Below are 21,583 nucleotides of genomic sequence, written 5' to 3' on the forward strand. Positions count from 1 at the left end.
ATTACAACTCGACTTGGAAAGTTTGTTCACGTGCTGGGAAAGAACCATCTTGAACTGCAGCATGATAGGCTTTAAACGCATCCAAAATGGCAGTTTCACCCGCTTGTTCTTTCATAAAGTTACGTACAAATTTTGCGACACGACCAAAAGTCAGCCCCAGCATGTCTTGCACCACTAGTACCTGACCGTCAGTGTCTGCACCTGCACCAATCCCAATCACTGGAATTTCAGGGAACAAGGCAGAAATTTCTTGACCTAGCTGTGCTGGCACACATTCTAGTAACAGAATCGCCGCGCCTGCTTCTACCACAGCTTTACAGTCAGCAATCAGTTTATCTGCAGCTTCGCGGGTACGTGCCTGTAATTTATAACCGCCAAATACATGCACCGATTGTGGCGTTAAACCTAAATGTACACAGACAGGAATACCATTACGGGTCAGTGTTGCAACGGTTTCGCTGAGCCATGCACCACCTTCCATTTTGACCATTTGTGCACCCGCTTGCATCACCTCTTTCGAGCTTTGCAATGCATCATTTAAGGTGGCATAACTCATAAATGGCAAGTCAGTCAAAATAAAAGCATGTTGATTACCACGACGCACCGCCGCAGTATGATAAGCCATATCCGCCACGCTGACAGGCAAGGTTGAGTCACGCCCCTGAATGGACATCCCCAAAGAATCGCCAATTAAAATCGTATCAATTTCAGCAATTTCCATTGCTTTCGCCATGCTTGCATCATAGCAAGTCAGGCAGGAGAATTTTCGACCTTCCGCTTTAAATTTTCTTAGGTCACTTAAACTAATCATGAAAATATTCCTCTATGGAAAAAGCATCACGCATGCTTAATTTAAAACTTTATAGCCCTGCCCAATTGCTGGCATCTACAACAGTTAAGCTCGGATGTTCAAGCAATGGCGAGTGTTTTAATAATTGTCCCTTAACGCTTAAGTTAGCATCCAAATCTAACAACGGGATGACGACAAAATCACGTTCTAACACCCCCACATGCGGTACAGTCAGACGTTCATTTTGAATGTTGGCATCAGCATAAATCAACAAGTCTAAATCTAGCGTACGCTCACCCCAATGACGTAAACGCACCCGACCCGACTCTTGTTCAAAACGCTGTAATTCATCTAACAATGCCAAGGCTTCAAGTTCGGTATCTAAACGTACCACAGCATTCAAATAATTAGGCTGATCTTGTGGCCCCATTGGTGGGCTTTGATACAGTTTAGAAGTCTGCACTTGCCCCAAAGTTGCCAGTTTTTGCACCGCTTCAGTCAAAATTTGACGCGAATCGCCCAAATTACTGCCTAAACCAATATAGGTGATGTTGCTCATTGTGTTGGCCCAAAAATCACTTGGCTTAAATCACGTTGCACACGTTTACGTTTTAAAATCGGATGATCTGCACCAATACCTGAACCGTTTGCTGTAGCAGTCAATTGCGCCCGATTTTCTTCATACTGTTTGGCTTTACGCGCACGTCGACTACGAGGCTCAGGCTCATTCACCAAGGGTTCAATCTGCATATCGGCAGCATGTGTTGCTGGTGCCACATCAACAGGTTCTTGCGCTGTTTTACGGCGGCTCTTGGCACGTAATCGGTTATATTGGGCAATCGCACGTTCTTTTTCATCGGTGCTCATAAGCTGGTAGGCATCCCACCACTGACCCATTCCTAAAGTCGAGCTATCGCCTGCTTTTTCACGCAGTAATAAAAAGTCAAAACCTGCACGGAAACGCGCATGCCCAGACAATGCTTCAATTTGCTGTGGTTTCGGTTGCAATAAACGGGTTTGCATTTCCCAAACTTCACGAATAAAAGTTTCAGCAAAACGAGGAATAATGGTACGTGTCGCCTGACGTTTCAGTACATCTAAACCTGCTTGGGCTCGCGCTTCGGCTGCCACTACACCTTTAGAAAGATAAAAGTCACAACGCTCTAAAAACGGTTGCCACAACAGCACCGCATAGAAAAATGCAGGGTTGATGGTTTTACCAATCGCAATCCGTTGATCGGTATTTTTTGCTGCACGTTCAATAAATGAGTTGATGTCTGGCTTGATGTCGGCAAATAACTGACGCCAAATACCAAACTCAATCAACATCGGCAGGACTTTATTTAAATGTCCCATCGTAAAGAGTTTTTGCGACTCATCATATAAACGGTGTGGCGATACATCACGCAATAACTGCGTCATTTCAGGCGTAAAAATTTTAAGAATTTTTGGATCAATATTGAAATTTAATTTGGCAGCAAAACGCAAAGTACGCAGCATACGCACTGGGTCTTCTTCAAAACGTAAAGTTGGATCGCCCAATAAACGCAAGTTTCTGTGCTTTATATCATCTACGGCATTGCAAAAATCTAACACGATGCCTTTGCGTGGCTGGTAATACAACGCATTGATTGAAAAGTCACGACGGGCAAAATCTTGCTCGATTGTGCCCCAGTTATTATCGCGCAGAATCATCCCCGCCGCAGAAGTCACAGCTTTTTTCGGTGGCGCACGGAAAGTGGCCACTTCAATTAGTTCACGCCCTGCATAGACATGCGCCAGCTCAAAACGTCGTCCAATAATTCGGCAACGTCGTCCGAAAACTTCTTTCACTTGTGAGGGTGTGGCATTGGTTACGGCATCAAAATCCTTCGGATTTAGCCCTAACATTAAGTCACGAACTCCACCACCGACGATATAGGCTTCATAGCCTGCTTTGGTTAAAGCATCTAGAACATCTAAAATGGAAGAAGGTAATTGAGCGGTAGATAAACCACATTTTGACGCGCGCAAAGTTTGCAAAAGACGCTGTCTCCTACGTCTGAACGTAAAACAGATAAGATGTCGCTAATCATATCTCTAACACAATCAAAGGGCAATTTGATTCACATGCTAATTTTGCAATGTGCAGTGCTAAAATTCTGCTTGCAGCTACAATGCCAACTTGTGTTTATTCTTGGCAAATAAGGCAGACCCAATCCCTTTGACTTGCTGAAGTTCTTCAATACTTTGGAATTTTCCATTTTGTTTTCGGTATTCCACAATCGCTTGTGCTTTTTTCATGCCCACCCCAGACAATTGCTGCAATTGTTCTAGTGAAGCGCTATTTAAACGCACTTGATTTGTATGCGCACTTTGCTGAGTAGGACGTGCTAAATAATGTTCTGCGCTTGATGATGTGGTTTGAGCCGCACTTAAACGCTGATCTTGCGCGGCTTGCTGCGCTTTCCATTTTAAATAGTTTTGATCATAGCTGTGCCCACCCACCTGCGCAGGCTTAGATTGCACATTTTGTGCTGTAGTCCATACACTGATACTGCATAACAGCAATGCAAGCCAGTACTGCCATCCGAAAGAAAAAAAGCGAAAAGAAACTTTTAATTGCTGCGATATATTCATGTTGCCGCAAAACCTGTCATTTTAATTGTTGTTTTGCCTGCTCCCAAAGTTGATCCATTTCTTCTAAAGTCATATCTTCTATTGTTTTTTGTTGTAATTCGGCCTGATCTTCAATGTAAGCAAAGCGTGTTCTAAATTTATGAATTGTGCCCAATAATGCCAACTCACTGGACACGCCAAGTTTACGCCCAACATTGATTAAAGAAAACAAACAATCCCCTAACTCATCCTGTATTTCATCGGATTGTTGCTGTTGAATCGCCTGTTGTAATTCTTGCAATTCTTCTTCTAACTTGCCATACGCATCTTGCACGGTATGAAAGTCAAAGCCCAATTGTGCCGCATGCTGCTGAATTTGCTGTGCCTGCACCAAAGCGGGTGCATGTTTCACCTCATCTAAACGTGACTTTGCTTTACCCTGTTTTTCTTGTTGTTTGATGGTTTTCCATAAGGCAGCGACATCTTCTGCGCTAAGCTGCGCAAACTGTTCTGCCTGAAACACATGTGGATGCCGACGAATTAATTTATCGCAAATGGCTTGTACCACATCTTGAAAATCAAATGCACCTTGCTCGCTATACATTTGTGCCTGAAACACCACTTGCAACAACAAATCACCCAGCTCATCACGTACATCATCTACCTTGCCTGAACGCACTGCCGCTTCAACTTCATAAGCTTCTTCAATCGCGTATTTAGTCAAACTTTCTGGGGTTTGTTTTTGATCCCACGGGCATTGTTGACGTAACTGTTGCATGATTGAAAGCAATTGCTGCATGGGTTGTTCCTTATTTCAATTTATTGCACGAATGCACCATTTTTTTGTTATGCTCAGATGGCAAGGACGATATGCACAACAAAAATAACATCAGGGAGCAAGTTCAAATGCACAGTATCTTGATTAGTGGCGCTGCACAAGGCATTGGTGCCGCAATCGCACAATTGTTTTATCAACAAGGTTACCGTGTCGGTATTTATGATATTCATCTCGCACAAGCACAGCAATTAGCAGAACAATTGGGTGAGCGTGCGCATGCAGGTTTACTTGATGTGGCAGACTATGCCAGTTGGCAAGCTGCAATATCTGATTTTTGCCAATGGGCAGGTGAATTGAATATTTTGGTGAATAATGCAGGAATTCTCTACTCAGGCGCATTTGAAGACACACCCATAGAAGCGCATCATCGGACTATGGCAGTGAATGTGAATGGTGTATTAAACGGTTGTCATGCGGCTTTGCCTTATTTAAAACAAGCAAGTTTTGCACGGGTGATTAACCTGTCTTCGGCATCTGCGATTTATGGACAAGCCGATTTAATTTCTTATTCTGCTTCCAAATTTGCAGTGCGTGGCATTACGGAAGGTTTAGATATAGAGTGGCAAAAATATGGCATTCGCGTCTTAGATGTCATGCCGCTATTTGTACAAACCGCAATGGTTAAAGATATGGATGCAGCCACCATTCAAAACATGGGCGTGCATTTATCGACAGAAGATGTCGCCCAGGTGGTGTATCAACAAGCGACGGTTAAAGATTCGATTCTGACCAATACGCATCGTGCGGTCGGTTTAAAAGCCAAAACCCTAATGCAACTTTCGAGTATTAGCCCACAATGGTTAAATCGTCTGTCGAATAGCTTGTTGGCGAAGCGTCATTAATTCTACATCTATCTATATTTAAATTAAGTTGCTCAAAAAAAATCCCGAATTCACATTCGGGATTTTTTAATCAAACGCGTCAAAATTTAAGCCTTAGCCTCGCTTAAACTTCTTCTCGGCTTTCTTAAACTTCTGCACATAACGACGACGACGTGCCGCAGTACGCTCATCCACTTGTGACTTACGCCCTTCAAATGGGTTTTCAGAGGTTTTAAATTCAATTTTTACAGGTGTACCTTCTAGCTTATAGACTTTACGGAACACGTTTTCTAAATAACGACGGTAATCTGCAGGAGTTTTATCGACCTTATTACCATGAATCACGATGGTTGGCGGGTTCTGTCCACCCATGTGTGCATAACGCATTTTAATAGCGCGACCTTGCACTTTAGGTGGATGGTGTGCATCTGTTGCGTCATTCAAAATTTGCGTCAATTTGGCAGGTGACACTTTTAAGTGCGATGACTCATACGCACGGTGGATAGATGGATATAAGTCACCCACGCCTGTACCATGCAAGGCAGAAATCAGGTGGATTTTTGCCCATGGAATAAAGTCAAAACGACGCTCAACATCTAACTTACATTGTTTGCGATCATATTCGGACATATTGTCCCATTTGTTAATCGCAATCACCATGGCACGCCCTGCTTCAAGTGCGTAACCAATTAAGTGCAAATCTTGCTCGACAATACCATCACGTGCATCAACCACAATCACCACCACGTGTGCATCTTTCATGGCTTGCAAGGTTTTCACAATCGAGAATTTCTCGATCATTTCATCGACCTTACCTTTACGACGCACACCTGCAGTATCAATCAAGGTGTATTTACGTTCGTTGCGCTCAAACGGAATATAGACTGAGTCACGTGTCGTACCTGGCTGATCGTATGCCACTACACGTTCTTCACCCAATAAACGGTTAACCAGTGTCGATTTACCCACGTTTGGACGTCCAATAATGGCTAAACGCAAACCTGTGTCTTGATCATGTGCATCTGGGTTTTCATCTTCAGGAACATCTGCCAAAACGTCTTCCAGCATTTGCTGAACGCCTCGACCATGGCTGGCAGCCACTTGCAATGGCTCGCCCATACCCAGTTTAAAGAACTCAACCAAAGCGGCTTCGGCATGTACGCCATCTACTTTGTTCGCCACCAAGAATACTTTTTTGCCCAAAGTACGCAATTCACGCGCAATTTGCTCATCCGATGCCAACAAGCCTGCACGTGCATCGACCACAAAAATGATCATATCGGCTTCATGGATGGCTGTTTTAGATTGTTCAGCCATGTAAGAGTCGATGCCACCTTCACTTTCGCCAATACCGCCAGTATCGACCACAATGAAAGATTTATTTTGATAGGTTGCATCACCATATTTGCGGTCACGTGTCAGACCTGCAAAGTCAGCAACAAGTGCATCACGGCTCTTGGTAATCTGGTTAAACAGCGTTGATTTTCCGACGTTCGGACGACCAATGAGCGCAATTACGGGTTTCATAGATTAACCTTTATTCAAGATCAGTCAGTTTCAATGGTCTGTACATCCGAAACTGTGGAAGAAAGAACAGAGTATGGATGTTGGGTTCAGCGTTGCGACCACGCAAACGACAGAGAGAACATCGACCACTCTATTAAATAAAAACACGGGGCATTGATGATTCAATTACCCCGCGTAAAAATACGGACAACTATTTTAGCATAAAAGTCAGAACAAAATTAGCGGTTCTGCCAAACGCTTAATGCGCCCTTTTGCGTTGCGACATAGAGTTGATTGTCAATTACACGCAATGAACGGACTTCGCCATTGGTTTTTGAACGTCCAACCAGTTGCCCTGAGCTTGGATCAATGAGGTGTAAAACACCATCTAAATCACCAACCACTAAATATTGTCCAAACAACACAGGATTAGATAAACGACGGTTGAGCAAACTGTCATTTTCCCAAAGTGCTTGTCCTGATGTGATTTCGTAAGCTGCAATTTTACCATCTGCAGTGCTGACAAATACACCATTCCCCGCAACTTCTGGACGTTTGGTACTGCTTGCATCTTCACTCCAAATCACTTGTTGTGAAGCCAAGTCCAATACGGTGACCTGACCTTGGTAGCTTGTGGTCACCAAGAATTGACCAGCAACCACTGGGTCGCCATCAATGTCATTTAAGCGTTGAATGTCTGAACGGCCTTCACTAATGGCAACGCGGCGCTGCATACGTGGTACGCCTGTAACAATATCCAGTGCATAGACATAGGCATTTGCAGAAGCAATCAGTACAGTACGTGAATCGAGCGCCACAGGTGCAGCCATACCACGCAAACTAAATTGCACGTTTGGCAAGTTGTAAGTCCACACCAACTGACCTGTTTCGGCATTGTGTGCATATACCGTGCCGTCATTACTTACAGTCACCACACGACCCGCCTGAATTAACGATGGCGCAAGAATTGCACCTGTTAACTGTGCAACCCACTTTTGCTCACCTGTTTGCTGATCTAAAGCAAACAATTGACCTTTGGCATTTCCTGCAACCACAATGCCTTCAGCAGCATTGACACCTGCCGTTAAGCCTTGCTTAGACACTTGTTTTTGCCAAAGACGTTGTTTGCCTTGATAGGCAGCCATCTCACCTTTAGGATCAACAGTATAAATTACCCCGTTTTCGGCATCTAATTGCAGGCGCAATGGATCGGCTGCTGTAGTCGATGCAACGCTTTGTGAAAATACAGGAACTAGACTTTGAGCTTGCTCAAGTTTTGGCAGTGGATTTGGCTTAACTTCTGCAACTTTAATTTTATTGGTGGAACACCCCGCCAAAGCAAGGGTTAAAACGGTCAGTGCAAACGGTATTTTATACTTTCTATTCATTAGCTCTCATCCACTTGTGTGTCTAATACTGGGCGTTCAATTTCAGGATCATCCACCAAAACACCAACACTTTCGAGTTTTATTTGTAAAATTTGACGTTCTTGTTTACGTTCCACCAAAGTATCCCATGCACTTTGATACGCTTTTTGGGCATTTTCACGGTCATTTTTCGCGACATAAACATCGCCACGCGCTTCATCTGCAGTCGCTTTAAATGCAGGATCAGTCACCGCGGCCAAACTTTGAATAGCTTCATCGTATTTCTTTTGCGCCAACTGTGCATAAGCCAAACGCAACTTAACCAATTGCACTAAGCCTTGGTCTTTTACTTTAGAGTTTTCAACTTTCTTTAAGGCTTTTTCTGCGGCAGCAAAATCTTGCTGATCGTAAGCGAGTTTAGCCATTAAGAATTGAGTTTGAATAGCTTGCGCAGAATCAGGGGCTTCTTTCACAATTTTATCGGCAGTTGCAGACAATTGACTGAAGGCATCTGGATTGCCTTCTGCTGTACGTGCATCATCCATCAGTTGTTGCACTTTAGCAGTATTCATTTGCTGCTCTGCCAAGGTTTTTTTCTGCCAATATTGCCATCCGAAAAAGGCAATCAACGCAATTAAAATCCCGCTAATCATGGCTGAACCATATTTTTTCGCAAACGATTTTAAACTATCAAGTTGTTCGTCATCACTCAATGCGCTCATTGGATTACCCTTTTCCTTATGTTATTTGGCTTATTGTGAAGAAAATTTTTCAATGATGAAAGGCACAATTTTGGTCACTGCAACAGTCGTTTGCTCAGCAGTTGCCAAGGTTTTCACTGCCAATTGCTGTGCTTCCGCTTCGCGCTCACCAAAAATCAAGGCATAGATTGCACCTGATTGATCGGCTTTTTTCATTTGGCTTTTCATTGAGCCTTGTGAACCAACTTTTAAGCGAATCTGGCTGCCCGCTTGTTCGAATTGGTCACGAATTTGCTCAGCTAAAACCAACGCCTTGCCTTGAGTTGTTGGATCTGCCAACAAGAATACTTCACAATCACGTACAGGCGTATTGTCTTCGACTTGCTCAAGCAACAACAATAAACGCTCAATGCCCATGGCGAAGCCCACGGCAGGTACGGACTGATCTGCCTTACCCTTCAACTGCCCAACCAAACCATCATAGCGCCCGCCTGCACAAACTGTGCCTTGCGAACCTAAATGCGTGGTTGTCCATTCAAAAACGGTTTTATTGTAATAATCTAAACCGCGTACCAGTTTTTGATTAATCACAAACTCAATGCCTGCATCGGTTAAATACTGCTGTAATTGGGCAAAGTGATTCAGCGTATCTTCACCCATAAAATCATGCAATTTTGGAGCATTTTCTAGGATGCTTTGCGTTTTAGCATCTTTCGAGTCCAAAATACGCAGTGGGTTAGTACTTAAACGACGCTGTGAATCTTCATCTAAATCGGCTTTGTGCGCTTCCAAAAACTCAACCAAAGCGGCACGATACGCTGCGCGCTCATCCGACTCACCCAGCGTATTCAACTCTAAGCGAACTTTATCGGCAACGCCCATACGTTTCCATAAACGCGCAGTCATTAAAATAAGTTCGGCATCCATATCTGGTGTTGCAACGCCAAAAGTTTCTACACCAAATTGGTGGAATTGACGATAACGACCTTTTTGCGGTTTTTCATAACGAAACATTGGGCCGATATACCACACGCGCGGTGTCGCACCACGTAGCAAATTGTGCTCTAACATGGCACGTACACAACCCGCAGTTCCTTCAGGACGCAAAGTCAAAGACTCAGGCGGATTACCCTTGTCTAAGAATGTGTACATTTCTTTTTCAACAATATCGGTCGCATCACCAATTGAACGCTTAAACAAATTGGTTTGCTCAACCATTGGCAAACGAATTTGTTGATAACCATAAGCATCCATTAAAGATGCTAAATGTTGCTCTAGACGTCTCCACGCAGGTGTTTGCGTTGGAAGAATGTCATTAAAACCTTTAATTGCAACAATTGAACTCATGACTTACTCAGAAAAATTTGTACGAATAATCTCTTTAGATTTAGCTTGTTCAAGCTCTGTAACACGCTGACGAACCATGCTTTCGATTTCATCAACGAGTTGATTGGTATCAATTAAATGGCTCTTTTCACCATTACGATAAACCAATGAACGCGGACTTGCGCCCACCACACCAATATCAGCTTCTTTAGCTTCGCCCGGGCCATTCACTTTACAACCAATGACCGATACATCCATTGGAGTACGAATATCTTCTAAACGCTCCTCCAATGCCTGCATTACAGAAATGACGTTAAATTCCTGACGTGAACAGCTTGGGCAGGCAATAAAGTTAATCCCGTTAGAGCGTAAACCTAAAGATTTTAGAATATCAAAACCGATTTTGACTTCATCTTCAGGTTCTGCCGCAAGCGAAATACGCATAGTATCGCCAATACCTTCCATGAGCAGACCGCCCAAGGCAATTGCAGATTTTACGGTGCCTGTACGGTAAATACCTGCTTCAGTTACGCCTAAATGTAATGGATTATCAATTTGTTGTGATAACAAACGATAAGCATCCATGGTTAAAAACACATTCGATGCTTTGACTGAAACTTTAAATTCCTGAAAATCTAAACGGTCTAAAATATCAATATGACGCATAGCAGATTCCAGCAATGCTGCACCTGTCGGCTCGCCATATTTTTTCTGAATATCTTTTTCCAGCGATCCCGCATTCACACCAATCCGCATAGAAATATCATGATGTTTGGCAGCAGCTACGACTTCACGAATTTTAGCTTCCGAACCAATATTACCCGGGTTAATCCGCAAACAGTCTGCACCCGCATCAGCAACTGCCAACGCAATTTTATAGTCAAAGTGAATGTCTGCCACCAACGGCACAGATACTTGCTTTCGAATTTCACCAAATGCAGCTGCGGCTTCCATGGTCGGTACAGAAACACGCATGATGTCTACGCCCGCATCTACACAACGCTGAATTTGCGCCACGGTTGCAGCAACATCGCAGGTTTCCGTATTGGTCATACTTTGGATGCTAATGGGCGCATCACCACCCACATAGACAGAACCCACACGAATTTTACGGGTCGGACGGCGTTGAATTGGATTTACAATCATGATATCGCTCTACCTTGCTGCATTATCGAGATAAACGGAATTCTGCTTTTCCGTTCACAGTATATGGCGATAATGAAATCGACTCATTGTTCAAACTTAATGACACAGCAGTCGCATCATCTAAGCGAATTTGAAATGGGGCTTCGCCTTGTAAATTTAAAGTAGAGGCTTGACGTCCTGTCGCTAAAACATTGCCAGCAGAGTCAACAATATGCACTGAAGTTGGACGAGCAAATTGCAAATTCAGCTGATCGCCCGAAGCAAGTGCAGGCGTGCTGCCTGTCGCATTGTCAGAAATGATTTGCACATCGGATTGCAGTACTGCAATTTCAGGTTCTGCACCCTCTTGACCAGACGACATCCAGTTTTGAATTAGCGCGACCAATGCCCACAACAACAGCAATACCGCCACAATCACAGCGATACGTGTGAGCCACTTTTTATTGCGATCGCGGTTAGAGCCTGGCAGTTTTCCCATAATTTTGATGGGTGAATTGTTCAAGGCGTGATTTGGCAACAACCCTGTATCGTTGGCATAAATTTCATCAAAACGCTGAATAATGGCTGAAGCATCGACCTGTAAATATTTGGCATAGGTACGATAATAACCTTTAATAAAGGTCGCTTCAGGCAAAGCGGTATATTCGTCTTGCTCTAGCGCCATCAGCGTTTTTAATGGAATTTTCAAATCTTTTGAAACATCATCCAGTTCGCGTTTTTGATTGACGCGAATTTGACGAAGGTACTCACCTGGACGTTGAACATTTCCTAATGCATGGGGTACAGGCGTTGTCCCCTGTGTGGGTTGCGGTGAATTAGGATTTACTTCCATACGGCCTCAGTACTGTACTGTAATTGCAAATAACGTTGGTATTCTTGGCTATTGGGAAATAATGCACGCAGCTGGTTCACTAAAACCTGAGTTCCCAATTGATCGCCATTGGCACGTGCTAAACGAATCCCAATCCATAAGGCACGCGCACCCTGATTTTTTTGCCCCACAGCACGTACAAATTGTTCATACAATTGTCGCGCGGGTGCAAATTGTTGTCTTAAATATAAAATTTCCGACAACTCTAACATTGAAACATAAGAATCGCGATTGGCTTGCAAGGCTTGTTTGAATGACTTTTCGGCATTCTCTATATCGCCTAATTTCAAGTAAATACGACCTACATTTTCCAATGCTCTAAAGCGTTGATCATAACCCAGTGTTGCACCTGCAATACTGAGCTGCTCAATCGCATCATTATAGCGTTCTACTTGATATAAATACGTACCATAGTTGTTACGCGCTTGTGCATTTTTTGGGTCAGCGGCAATGGCACGCTTAAAATACGCATCGGCTTTTTCTAAATTCAGCTTGCTGCCTTCTTGTTGCAGCAACACGCCCATCATCATATTAGCGGTGGAATCACGTGAATCGCTTTCCAAAGCTTGATCAAGTGCGCGTTTGGCTGAGTCTAAATCGCCATTTTTTAAGTATTCTGCTGCCAACTGCGTACGTACTTGCACCGCTTTTTCAGGGTCTTTTTGCCCTAAGGTTGGAGCTGTGGTTTGACAAGCTGCAGCAAAAATTGCCGAAATACAAACAGTTGTAATTTGTGCGATTTTAAATACAGGCTTATTCAATGGACATCCCCTTTGCGTCTTCGTTCGATGCAAGTTAGTTATCTATACAAGTCATTATCCTTGCGAGCGTATGATTTCATTTTGCGCTGCAACTTTCTTTTTCCACTGTTCGGCACGGCGGGTGCGGTCTGCCACTTGTCCAACCAATTGCCCACACGCAGCATCAATATCATCACCACGTGTCTGACGAATCGTACACACAAAACCTGCATCAGACAAAGTTTTTTGGAAAGAAATAATTCGATTTCGGCTTGAACGTCCATACGGCGCGTGCGGAAATGGGTTAAATGGAATCAAATTAATCTTGCTTGGCAGGTTCTTGAGTAGCTTAATCATTTGCTGCGCATGTTCAGGATGGTCATTTACACCATCTAACATGACATATTCAATGGTCACGTGTTTACGCGCACTTTCGTTGCCATCTTTGCCAATATAACGCTGACAAGCTGCGATTAATTGTTCCAATGGATATTTTTTATTGATTGGAACAAGTTCATCACGCAGTTCGTTATTGGTGGCGTGCAAAGAAATTGCCAAAGCCACATCAATATCTTGTGCCAATTGGTCAATTTTAGGTACAACACCCGAAGTCGATAAAGTCACACGACGCTTAGACATGCCATAAGCAAAGTCATCTAGCATAATGCGCATGGCGTTCAAGACGGCATCGTAATTCAACAACGGTTCGCCCATACCCATCATCACCACGTTGGTCACAGAACGCTCACGTTCAATCACAGGCACATCTTCCATATAGGAATAGTTTGCCATCCACAACTGACCAATAATTTCGGCTTGGGTTAGGTCACGCTGAAAACCTTGTTTACCCGTAGAACAAAATGAACAGTCCAGTGCACAACCTACTTGCGATGAAATACACAGGGTTTTACGTGAGCCAGTTTTGTCTTCGGCAGGAATCAGAACGGTTTCGACCAATGAGCCTTCACCATCACCGACACGGAATACCCACTTACGAGTACCGTCTTTAGAATAATTTTTATGCACCACTTCAGGCGCTTTAATTTCACAAATCTTTTCCAGTTTTTCACGTAACTTGCCTGAAATATTGGTCATTTCAGCAAAATCTGTAACAAAAAACTGGTGAATCCATTTCATCACCTGCCCTGCACGGAATTTCTTCTCGCCTAAATCTTCAAAGAATTTTTCCATTTGTGGACGTGACATGCCAAGGAGATTCACTTTCTCTGCAGTCGCAGACTGTGCAGGAGCGGACCCAGATGCTTGCTGAACATCTGTTGCAGATGCAGCGAGGACTTCTGTACTCATGTGTGTATACCTAAACCATGTCTAAAGATGAAAGGAGAAGCTCAAGAGGTGAGCAAAGGTTTATTCAGAAAATAAAAATCGGAGAATAAAAAACCAGATAAGCATAATAACACTTATCTGGTTTGAATACTGCGTATTAACGAGTACGTGGGCAAACTTCAGTTTGAGCAAAGAAGTAGTTTACTTCACGCTCTGCAGATGCAACTGAGTCTGAACCGTGAGCAGCGTTTTCATCGATGCTTACAGCGAAATCTGCACGGATTGTACCAGGTGCAGCTTCTTTAGGGTTTGTTGCACCTAAAATTTCACGGTGAGCAAGAACTGCGTTTTCACCTTCAAGAACTGAAACAACGACTGGACCAGAAGTCATGAACGCAACTAGGTCACCAAAGAAACCACGTTCTTTGTGCTCAGCGTAGAAGCCTTCAGCTTCAGCTTGAGAAAGGTGTTTCATTTTAGTCGCAACGATTTTAAGACCAGCTTTTTCGAAACGAGCAAAGATGTCACCGATGTGGTTTTTAGCAACAGCATCTGGTTTTACGATAGATAAAGTACGTTCAATAGCCATGATTGGCTCCTTAAGTCAATGTTGACGCGAAAATTTTGCCGCATTATACCGAATAATGGGCTATTTTCTGCTTTTGATGTGTAAAAAAATTGCTTTTTTCGATATGAAGCGCATTGTGCAGGACCTTGATCGGCAAATCAATCTTGCTTCACACCGCTAGATTAACGTGCTTCGTCAATCCACGCCATTTGAATGGCTTCTAAGATGCCTTCAGTCGATTTTTCGGGATCATCTTGAAACTCTGGCAAAGCACAGACCCAAGCGTGCAAATCGGTAAAACGAATCCATTGCGGATCGACATCGGGATGCGCCTCATATAACTCAATGGCAATGTCGATGCTGTCCGTCCAACGTAAACCCATGTGTATTCCCTATTCTAGTCAAGACAGCGACTACTTTAACAAATTTCGCATGGGCTGCCTGCCATTACTGCACTGAATTTTCGATTTGGTTTTATCCAAGCTTATAAAACAATATTTACATAAGGTGCAGCCAAAATAATCGCACTCGCCACTGAACCGCCAATCATCGCCCCGACCGCCACATCACTCGGATAGTGCAAGCCTAAAATCATACGAGAAATGGCCACCAAAATCGTAAAAGGCAACATCAACATCAACAATACTGGCTGGATATAACCCAAAACCGTTGTGGTCATGACTGCATGCAAAGTGTGACCTGATGGGAAGCTAAAATGATCTAAGGGACGTTCACCCAAACGGATCACTTGGTGTACCTGATACGGACGTGGACGGACGGTTTTTTGTTTTAAATATTTATAAATACCTGTGCCGACAGATCCGCCTAACAACAGATAAATAATTTGTAAACTATAACCAATGCCCTGCATCATCCATGCACTTGCGAGCATGACATACCAGAACACACCATCGCCCAAACGGCTAATAACTTTAAAAAATTGTGCCACCCGCTGAGAGTGGGAAAAATGGTTAAGATACAAACAGCCTTTTAAGTCGAGATCCAGCATTCTTATTTTTGCATTTTTAAACTTCATCAGTTCTCTCCTCTTTGGCGTATAGCTAAGATGGCATGTGTAGCTCCTTCGCCACCAGATATAACGCCTGCTCAAATTGTTGGACTGGATACTGCCAGCCAATATTTAAAGTCGCTTTGCGGGCGTGTTCGCCCATCTGTCTAAGGGTTGTAAGATCGGGAAGTCGGTGGATATGACCGACCAAATCTTCTGGCTGACCGAGTGGACTCAACCAGCCTGTTTCATTCGGTTTTAGATGTAAACGTGCGCAAGCATAGTCATAAGCAATGACAGGCAAGCCACTGGCCATAGCTTCTAACACGACATTGCCAAAGGTTTCGACCTGACTGGCAAAAGCAAACACATCGGCACTGGCATAGGCTTGTGCAAGTGCTGTGCCACTTAAACTACCTGTAAAAATGATATCTCCCTGAGCGTTCATGGCTTCTAAACGTTCACGGTCTGGCCCATCTCCAACAATCACCAATTTCACAGGCTGTTCGGTATTTTTTGGCATACGCTGATAGGCATTAATAATAAGATTGACTTCTTTTTCAGGTGATAAACGCCCTACATACAACATCACCCGCGTATTTTCACTCGCACCCCAGCTTGCTCGCAGTTGGGTAGAACGAAAATCTGGTGAAAAATATTCAACATTGACACCACGCCCAACCACCACCAAAGGCCCTTGCACACCAAACTGACGCAATGATTTTTCAGTATGGCTACTTGGCACACACGTCAGCGAGGTATTGTTATGAAACCATTTTAGATAGTGCTGAATTGGCTTGAGTAAAAATGCCAAATCGAAAAAACGGCTAAAATCTTGAAATGCGGAGTGAAAACCACTTGATACTGGAATATTTTTTGATTTTGCAATATGTAAACTGGCAAGCCCTAAAGGGCCTTCAGTGACGATATGCACCACATCAGGTTGAAACTCATCTAAAGCCTGCGAAAGTTTAGACCACTGCGGCCAGCCAAATTGTAAATTATGATATTTAGGAATGGCTTGTGCTTTTACCAGACATTCTTGATACGGTTGGAATTGAGTGCAGGCTTGTTTTTGTTCAGGGCGAATCAATAAAATTTTGTGTCCAAGTTCCTGCAATCCTTTGCAAAGCTGCAACAGTGAACGTGCCACACCATTAATTTCAGGTGGCCAAGTTTCTGTTACAAGGGCAATTTTTAAACGTGGGCGGACAAGGTCTGAGAGTTCAGAGGTAGGCTGGCTGCTTTTTTGTTTTTGATCTTGTTTGAAATGAAATTTAAATGCATCGCTGTAACGCTCTAATTTACTGCTCTGCTTTGCCAATACATTGCTCATCGCCTTATGCTCAATTCTTATTTTATGCTTGCTAGCATAGAGCAGCAGCATTGCAGTAATATGATGCTTTGGTGACACATTTGTCATTTTTTAAACAACTAGATGACCACTCATACCTAGTTTTATGTATATCCTTTGCTGTCATTCAGCAAAAAATAGATAAAAAAAGCAGATATTGTCTACCTGCCTGCTGAATATCTTGTTTGCTGAATACCTGATCCGCGGCGCATTTTGTCTGGAACTGCCGCACATCTAAGCCCTCTAAAAAAGTAAATTAATATACAACTCATCGGTATAACGCCCTGCTGGCGTTGTCAAACTCGGTTGTTCATCCAAGCGTACCGCGACACTGTATTTATGTCCTGTCGTAGAAACATGCCCTGCTATAGGCGTGTTCCACAAATTTGTTTTTGCTCCCATAATACTCATACTGGTGCGTAAACGGTGTGAACCATTATTCACAAAGCTGCTGCCATGTTTGTCACGTAAATTACGACTGCTGAACTGAATGCTATAACCACGGTCACAGCGCACATTAAAACTGGTTGCGGTCTGGCTACGGTATTGTGAACTCATTTGCAATAAAGATTCACTGACCGAACCAATGGTGCAAGCCTGTGCAGGAAAACAAATCCAGCATCCACACAGCACTAGACTTAATTTTTTTACCATCCCTAATTTTTTCATGTTCTCATCCTCAATCATCCTGCTGATATACTTACTGACAAATCAAATCTAACTGTCTGGTTTGTGGAACAGTGCCTGCTTTAATTTGAGGGACTTCAAGTGAACTATGGCAAACTTTTCCACCTTTGGTTTTAACCTTCAGCGTATAACTGCCTGCTTTCACACCATATAAATGTACTTTTCCATCGCTGCCCACAGGTACAAATTCGGTTGCATCATCACTTAAATACACTTCACTGCCCTGCACAAAGGTCTGCTGATCGGGCGTGAGTAAACGCAATATGATCAATCCTGTACGCTGAACAGGGAAATTCACTTTATAGCCGCGTTGATTCATACCAATCACTTTTTGGCTTGAATATTCAAAGCTGTCATACAAATCTAACTGGTCTTGATCAAAAGACACGTCGTAATTGACGTAAGGCACAATGTCGTGCACAAACACATAACCGTGTTGATTGGTTTTACCAACAGGTGTTAAGGCACGTTGTACTTCCACATTTGGAATATCACCAACATTCACCAAAGCAAAAGCATTATCTACATATTTGGTCATGGCCCATTTACGGTCTAACCACACTACTGCACCCTGATAATTGGCTTGACTGTAGCTAAAGCGTTCACTTTCATCGTGGCTTAAATATAAATTACCCATCGGCATTTTCAGGGCGGTATAGGCATTTACTCCTACATCCCCTTCTGCTTGTTGATGACGCACAGCAAGAGTGTAATCCACACCATTTTGCGTCAGGCTGCTCTGTGCATAACGCAACTGGGTTTGCTCATCAAAATTATGCGAAAGCTGCGCACTGCGGCGTTGGTCAAATTGATAATTCAGTGTTAAATATGCCCCGTCACTATCCTGCACTTTCAAATCTTTATAATAAGAAAACGACAGTGAAGTTTGACGCCCAAACATACGAGAAAAACCAACTGTAAGCATTTGGCTATCTGCAAAGCTATTATTTGCATTGGGATGATAACGGCGCTCTAGATAGTTCACATTTAAGGTATTGATTAAAGGAATATTGAAAATACTGACATAAGCTAAGTTGTCGTATTCCACTGTTTGTGTCATATCGCTATAACCCAAACCACGATATTCAGGACTGTAGTATTTATGACTTGCACCAAGTGCAAGCCGACTTCCATTACGGCTTAACGAAGCGCCAAAGGTATAACCATCGCCCCAATCACTGTGGCTAGACGCAGCATGCGTATCTAACAAGGCATATTTGCTGAGAGATTGCGTCCATAGCAACCCGACATTCTGCATATCTTTGCTATAACTTAAATTGGTTCCTAAAGTCGTGCTGTCTGTAATTCCACGTCTGAAATAAAGGTTGCCAAAAAACTCCCGATAATCATCCGACACGTAGTCGTAGTCATAACGCAGCTTTCCTGCAGAAAAGTTGTATTCGTTCAGTCCTGGTTTGAGTAGTTGCGTGGTGACATAAACTGGAAAAGATTGCACGGTACGATTTCCCAATACATCTTCCACCACCACTTGCGCCTCGCCCGACTGCTGAATATTTGCACCCGTATTTAAGGTATAGTGCCCAGGCGTCACTTGTTGCTGATATAGATTGATGCCATTAATGTATAAATCGACGGTGGATGGCAGTACAGCACTGCCTCTTAAGGTGGGTACATTCCAATAAATAAAGTCTGGATAACTGCTAAAATTTGAACCAAAAGACACACCACCAAATCTGAATGTATCTAATAAAGGATTGTAAACGCTAGTGTTATCACCCAAAGTTAAACGCTGATAACGAGATGGAAATTCTATTTCAAAACTGGTATTCAAACGCAGCAGCTTATCTTGATCTTGTTCTGCCTCTTTGCGATACATCATGCCATTTTTAAAAATCCAGTAATCTTTAAAAATACCAAGCTCCGCCAAGCCATTTAATTCATTGTAATTATCATAACGTGCATACAGCACATCATAATTTAAAAAACCGCCCAACTCTGCTTTAGACGGAATCGCATGGGTTTGGCTCAATTGTGCATCTATAAAATAGCTGGCAGGTACAGTTAATTTAATCGCTTGCAGCGCAAAATCTTGCTCAGACTGAATTTCATTGGTGGTTACAGAACAGAACTGAGTTTGTGCGCTGTGTTTTTGTAAACGGTCTTGCTGTAAACCGAGTTGTTGCAAAACCTCGCATTCCATATAGCGTTGCCCATCCTGCTGCAACACTAGACTTTCAATGACACGATCTACGCCATTTAGCCAGACACTATTCAATGCCATTTCAGTATTGGCAGCATTGGCGGGTAATGGTATCCCCCACAGGACACATTGCAGCGCAAAAAACAGTCGAGTTCTATGCATGATTTAGCCCTTCATTTTTAACTCAATGGCTTGCTCACTTTTATCTGTTTCAAGTTTGAGTATGTAATTTTTCAAATCACTGAGTTTGATTTGCCCCATATCAAAGCTGTGTTTTTGTTGATTTAACAAATATTTCATTTCACGTGTGGTTGCGATGGGTTGTTTTTGTTGGTTTAAAATGCTGATTGAAGAAATTTGCACATGCGATGCAGCATGATTTTCTATCTCTAAAAACAAATGGTCGTTTTGATAACGCGGGGTTGCAGTCACCTGAATGGCATCTTGCTTACCCACAAATAAAGGAACAGAAATCGTAAATAAAAATTGGAGAGCGTCTTCTTCCACCACAGGGGCAATTTCTTTAAAAACAATACGCCAAGTTTTTTCTTGCGCCATTTCTTCCTTAGAAAGTGGTCGGCTAAAACCTACGCGTATCACTTGTTGTGCATTCGGTTGTAAAACAAAGTTTTTAGGATTAATTAAGATGTCTTGTTCTGGTTCTAGCACATCTTCACCCTGTGCATTTTGCGACCATTTGTAGGCAGACATTTCAAAGCTTTTCGGTTCAGTAAGGTCTGTGGCTTCCATGACCACCGTTGCACTGCGTTGTCGTGCTTTATCGCCCAAATACATTTGAGTCGGTGAAATCACCAAATTTGCATAAACTGCCTCTGCACATAAACAACTTGCGACCAGCACATATTTCAATAATTTTTTCATGCATCCCCCAACAATGTCTGATTACGCTTGTCTTTAGACTAAAAAGTTGACTCCACCCTGTCGGTAAAGCCAACTGATTCAGATTGCGTTCAAGTGAATTAGAATGACACTCGAATGTTGTATTTATCGGTATAGGTACCCGCTGGTTTAGAAATACCTACACCGTCACTTTTAACCAAGACATTGTAAGTACTCCAGCCATTGTTGCCTGGCGCAATATTGGTTTGCTGATCGTTTAACTGAATCAAAGATGGTGAACCCGCACGTTTGGTTTCAACCGTTAAGCCCACTGCATGATTACCTGATTTGGCTGCAGATTTGGTTGTTTTGCCTCCACCAACACGGTTGTCGGTATCGACCAATAAGTTGTAGTTTGCATTCGCCCCAACCATAAATTGACCAGAAGCTTCTGCACCATCTTTTAATGAGATACTTGGTGTTTTCACTTTCAGCTCACAGCGCTTAGGCACAATCACTTGAATTGGAATACTTCCTGTACATGGCCCTTCGTTACATACTGGGGTTGGCTTAGGGTCTGGTTTAGGATGATGATTACCACCCGCCATTGTTACCGTTGAAAAAGCTCCGAAAACCATCAAAGCAGCAGCAGTTTTAATAAATTTAGACATGTCACTTCTCCATAACTCTTATAAAAAACCATTTTTTAATCATTCACTCACTTGAGATATCGTTAGAATTATTGAAACTCAATCCTTAGCGAGCTTCTTCATTTTAGGTATTTCTCACAAAAAGCCATCTATACGCCCTAATTCACACAATATTAAATAAACCTTGGAATTCAGCTAATTAGGAGATTAAAGTACTGTTTTAAATGACATCGCAAAAAACTAGGGAGCAGCCCACTCCCTAAAACTTGTGATACCAATTCTAGGGATACCCAAAAAATATATTTATTTACATTTAAACCAAC

22 protein-coding genes are annotated in these 21,583 nt (G+C 42.9%); 1 reads left to right on the plus strand and 21 read right to left on the minus strand.

Annotated elements, in window-relative coordinates:
- Position 1 precedes the first annotated feature (1 nt).
- The 5 genes from panB to mazG all read right to left on the minus strand — a co-directional run bounded on the left by panB (position 2) and on the right by mazG (position 4,187).
- Positions 2–811 (minus strand): 3-methyl-2-oxobutanoate hydroxymethyltransferase, encoded by an 810-nt coding sequence (panB, locus tag FTT78_RS06985; protein ID WP_004975120.1) that lies wholly within the window; start codon positions 809–811, stop codon positions 2–4.
- A gap of 49 nt (positions 812–860) precedes the next feature.
- Complete coding sequence (gene folK / locus FTT78_RS06990) at positions 861–1,349, minus strand: 2-amino-4-hydroxy-6-hydroxymethyldihydropteridine diphosphokinase (RefSeq protein WP_004975118.1); 489 nt, start codon at positions 1,347–1,349, stop codon at positions 861–863.
- The gene (pcnB, locus tag FTT78_RS06995) at positions 1,346–2,812 is read right to left on the minus strand and encodes a polynucleotide adenylyltransferase PcnB (protein ID WP_096901516.1); all 1,467 of its coding nucleotides are present in this window, start codon (positions 2,810–2,812) and stop codon (positions 1,346–1,348) included. The genes folK and pcnB overlap by 4 nt, the downstream gene beginning before the upstream one ends.
- Before the next feature lie 129 nt (positions 2,813–2,941).
- Entirely contained in the window at positions 2,942–3,409 is a 468-nt protein-coding gene (locus FTT78_RS07000; RefSeq protein WP_096901517.1) for a ComEA family DNA-binding protein, read from the minus strand.
- 16 nt (positions 3,410–3,425) lie between these two features.
- Positions 3,426–4,187: a nucleoside triphosphate pyrophosphohydrolase gene (mazG, locus tag FTT78_RS07005; protein ID WP_179988666.1), complete on the minus strand. Its 762-nt coding sequence runs from the start codon at positions 4,185–4,187 to the stop codon at positions 3,426–3,428.
- Between the two features lie 107 nt (positions 4,188–4,294).
- Here mazG and FTT78_RS07010 point away from each other — a divergent pair, with 107 nt between their 5' ends.
- Positions 4,295–5,068: an SDR family oxidoreductase gene (locus tag FTT78_RS07010; RefSeq protein ID WP_180043972.1), complete on the plus strand. Its 774-nt coding sequence runs from the start codon at positions 4,295–4,297 to the stop codon at positions 5,066–5,068.
- Positions 5,069–5,161: 93 nt separating this feature from the next.
- Here the strand turns inward: FTT78_RS07010 and der are convergent, their stop codons facing one another.
- From der to FTT78_RS07090, 16 genes are all read right to left on the minus strand, one after another.
- A complete protein-coding gene (der, locus tag FTT78_RS07015; RefSeq protein ID WP_004975107.1) occupies positions 5,162–6,574 on the minus strand; it encodes a ribosome biogenesis GTPase Der in 1,413 nt (470 codons plus the stop codon).
- A gap of 218 nt (positions 6,575–6,792) precedes the next feature.
- A complete protein-coding gene (gene bamB, locus FTT78_RS07020; protein WP_004975105.1) occupies positions 6,793–7,941 on the minus strand; it encodes an outer membrane protein assembly factor BamB in 1,149 nt (382 codons plus the stop codon).
- Positions 7,941–8,642, minus strand: coding sequence for a tetratricopeptide repeat protein (locus FTT78_RS07025; protein ID WP_004975103.1), 702 nt, complete (start codon positions 8,640–8,642; stop codon positions 7,941–7,943). The genes bamB and FTT78_RS07025 overlap by 1 nt, the downstream gene beginning before the upstream one ends.
- 30 nt (positions 8,643–8,672) lie before the next feature.
- Positions 8,673–9,968, minus strand: coding sequence for a histidine--tRNA ligase (hisS, locus tag FTT78_RS07030; RefSeq protein WP_004975101.1), 1,296 nt, complete (start codon positions 9,966–9,968; stop codon positions 8,673–8,675).
- A gap of 3 nt (positions 9,969–9,971) precedes the next feature.
- Complete coding sequence (gene ispG, locus FTT78_RS07035; protein ID WP_004975100.1) at positions 9,972–11,093, minus strand: flavodoxin-dependent (E)-4-hydroxy-3-methylbut-2-enyl-diphosphate synthase; 1,122 nt, start codon at positions 11,091–11,093, stop codon at positions 9,972–9,974.
- A gap of 22 nt (positions 11,094–11,115) precedes the next feature.
- Positions 11,116–11,925: a RodZ domain-containing protein gene (locus tag FTT78_RS07040; RefSeq protein WP_004975098.1), complete on the minus strand. Its 810-nt coding sequence runs from the start codon at positions 11,923–11,925 to the stop codon at positions 11,116–11,118.
- Positions 11,916–12,704 (minus strand): type IV pilus biogenesis/stability protein PilW, encoded by a 789-nt coding sequence (gene pilW, locus FTT78_RS07045; protein ID WP_371971077.1) that lies wholly within the window; start codon positions 12,702–12,704, stop codon positions 11,916–11,918. Before pilW ends, FTT78_RS07040 begins: the two co-directional genes overlap by 10 nt.
- 75 nt (positions 12,705–12,779) lie before the next feature.
- The gene (gene rlmN, locus FTT78_RS07050; protein ID WP_180043969.1) at positions 12,780–14,012 is read right to left on the minus strand and encodes a 23S rRNA (adenine(2503)-C(2))-methyltransferase RlmN; all 1,233 of its coding nucleotides are present in this window, start codon (positions 14,010–14,012) and stop codon (positions 12,780–12,782) included.
- Between the two features lie 136 nt (positions 14,013–14,148).
- Complete coding sequence (ndk, locus tag FTT78_RS07055; RefSeq protein ID WP_004975092.1) at positions 14,149–14,580, minus strand: nucleoside-diphosphate kinase; 432 nt, start codon at positions 14,578–14,580, stop codon at positions 14,149–14,151.
- Positions 14,581–14,741: 161 nt separating this feature from the next.
- A complete protein-coding gene (gene iscX / locus FTT78_RS07060) occupies positions 14,742–14,942 on the minus strand; it encodes a Fe-S cluster assembly protein IscX (RefSeq protein ID WP_004975089.1) in 201 nt (66 codons plus the stop codon).
- Positions 14,943–15,043: 101 nt separating this feature from the next.
- The gene (locus FTT78_RS07065; RefSeq protein ID WP_180037452.1) at positions 15,044–15,595 is read right to left on the minus strand and encodes a phosphatase PAP2 family protein; all 552 of its coding nucleotides are present in this window, start codon (positions 15,593–15,595) and stop codon (positions 15,044–15,046) included.
- A gap of 25 nt (positions 15,596–15,620) precedes the next feature.
- Positions 15,621–16,904, minus strand: coding sequence for a glycosyltransferase family 1 protein (locus FTT78_RS07070; protein WP_180043967.1), 1,284 nt, complete (start codon positions 16,902–16,904; stop codon positions 15,621–15,623).
- Positions 16,905–17,165: 261 nt separating this feature from the next.
- The gene (locus tag FTT78_RS07075; RefSeq protein ID WP_179990495.1) at positions 17,166–17,591 is read right to left on the minus strand and encodes a hypothetical protein; all 426 of its coding nucleotides are present in this window, start codon (positions 17,589–17,591) and stop codon (positions 17,166–17,168) included.
- Positions 17,592–17,622: 31 nt separating this feature from the next.
- On the minus strand, positions 17,623–19,932 hold the full coding sequence (locus FTT78_RS07080; protein WP_180043965.1) for a fimbria/pilus outer membrane usher protein: 2,310 nt from the start codon (positions 19,930–19,932) through the stop codon (positions 17,623–17,625).
- Between the two features lie 3 nt (positions 19,933–19,935).
- The gene (locus FTT78_RS07085; RefSeq protein ID WP_104852477.1) at positions 19,936–20,652 is read right to left on the minus strand and encodes a molecular chaperone; all 717 of its coding nucleotides are present in this window, start codon (positions 20,650–20,652) and stop codon (positions 19,936–19,938) included.
- 98 nt (positions 20,653–20,750) lie between these two features.
- Positions 20,751–21,281 carry a hypothetical protein gene (locus tag FTT78_RS07090; RefSeq protein WP_131260765.1) on the minus strand — a complete coding sequence of 177 codons (531 nt, stop codon included), beginning with the start codon at positions 21,279–21,281 and terminating at the stop codon, positions 20,751–20,753.
- Between the last annotated feature and the right edge of the window lie 302 nt (positions 21,282–21,583).

Source organism: Acinetobacter sp. YH01011, from assembly GCF_013420785.1.
GTDB classification, from domain to species: Bacteria; Pseudomonadota; Gammaproteobacteria; order Pseudomonadales; family Moraxellaceae; genus Acinetobacter; species Acinetobacter towneri.

Bases quoted from the DNA above. Each gene is read 5' to 3' on its own strand.
- FTT78_RS07025 (WP_004975103.1), bottom strand. From the start codon at position 8,642: ATGAGCGCATTGAGTGATGACGAACAACTTGATAGTTTAAAATCGTTT.
- der (WP_004975107.1), bottom strand. From the start codon at position 6,574: ATGAAACCCGTAATTGCGCTCATTGGTCGTCCGAACGTCGGAAAATCA.
- bamB (WP_004975105.1), bottom strand. From the start codon at position 7,941: ATGAATAGAAAGTATAAAATACCGTTTGCACTGACCGTTTTAACCCTT.
- FTT78_RS07075 (WP_179990495.1), bottom strand. From the start codon at position 17,591: ATGAAAAAATTAGGGATGGTAAAAAAATTAAGTCTAGTGCTGTGTGGA.
- iscX (WP_004975089.1), bottom strand. From the start codon at position 14,942: ATGGGTTTACGTTGGACGGACAGCATCGACATTGCCATTGAGTTATAT.
- FTT78_RS07065 (WP_180037452.1), bottom strand. From the start codon at position 15,595: ATGAAGTTTAAAAATGCAAAAATAAGAATGCTGGATCTCGACTTAAAA.
- rlmN (WP_180043969.1), bottom strand. From the start codon at position 14,012: ATGAGTACAGAAGTCCTCGCTGCATCTGCAACAGATGTTCAGCAAGCA.
- FTT78_RS07070 (WP_180043967.1), bottom strand. From the start codon at position 16,904: ATGAGCAATGTATTGGCAAAGCAGAGCAGTAAATTAGAGCGTTACAGC.
- FTT78_RS07080 (WP_180043965.1), bottom strand. From the start codon at position 19,932: ATGCATAGAACTCGACTGTTTTTTGCGCTGCAATGTGTCCTGTGGGGG.
- FTT78_RS07090 (WP_131260765.1), bottom strand. From the start codon at position 21,281: ATGTCTAAATTTATTAAAACTGCTGCTGCTTTGATGGTTTTCGGAGCT.
- FTT78_RS07010 (WP_180043972.1), top strand. From the start codon at position 4,295: ATGCACAGTATCTTGATTAGTGGCGCTGCACAAGGCATTGGTGCCGCA.
- FTT78_RS07085 (WP_104852477.1), bottom strand. From the start codon at position 20,652: ATGAAAAAATTATTGAAATATGTGCTGGTCGCAAGTTGTTTATGTGCA.
- ndk (WP_004975092.1), bottom strand. From the start codon at position 14,580: ATGGCTATTGAACGTACTTTATCTATCGTAAAACCAGATGCTGTTGCT.
- panB (WP_004975120.1), bottom strand. From the start codon at position 811: ATGATTAGTTTAAGTGACCTAAGAAAATTTAAAGCGGAAGGTCGAAAA.
- hisS (WP_004975101.1), bottom strand. From the start codon at position 9,968: ATGAGTTCAATTGTTGCAATTAAAGGTTTTAATGACATTCTTCCAACG.
- mazG (WP_179988666.1), bottom strand. From the start codon at position 4,187: ATGCAGCAATTGCTTTCAATCATGCAACAGTTACGTCAACAATGCCCG.
- FTT78_RS07000 (WP_096901517.1), bottom strand. From the start codon at position 3,409: ATGAATATATCGCAGCAATTAAAAGTTTCTTTTCGCTTTTTTTCTTTC.
- FTT78_RS07040 (WP_004975098.1), bottom strand. From the start codon at position 11,925: ATGGAAGTAAATCCTAATTCACCGCAACCCACACAGGGGACAACGCCT.
- folK (WP_004975118.1), bottom strand. From the start codon at position 1,349: ATGAGCAACATCACCTATATTGGTTTAGGCAGTAATTTGGGCGATTCG.
- ispG (WP_004975100.1), bottom strand. From the start codon at position 11,093: ATGATTGTAAATCCAATTCAACGCCGTCCGACCCGTAAAATTCGTGTG.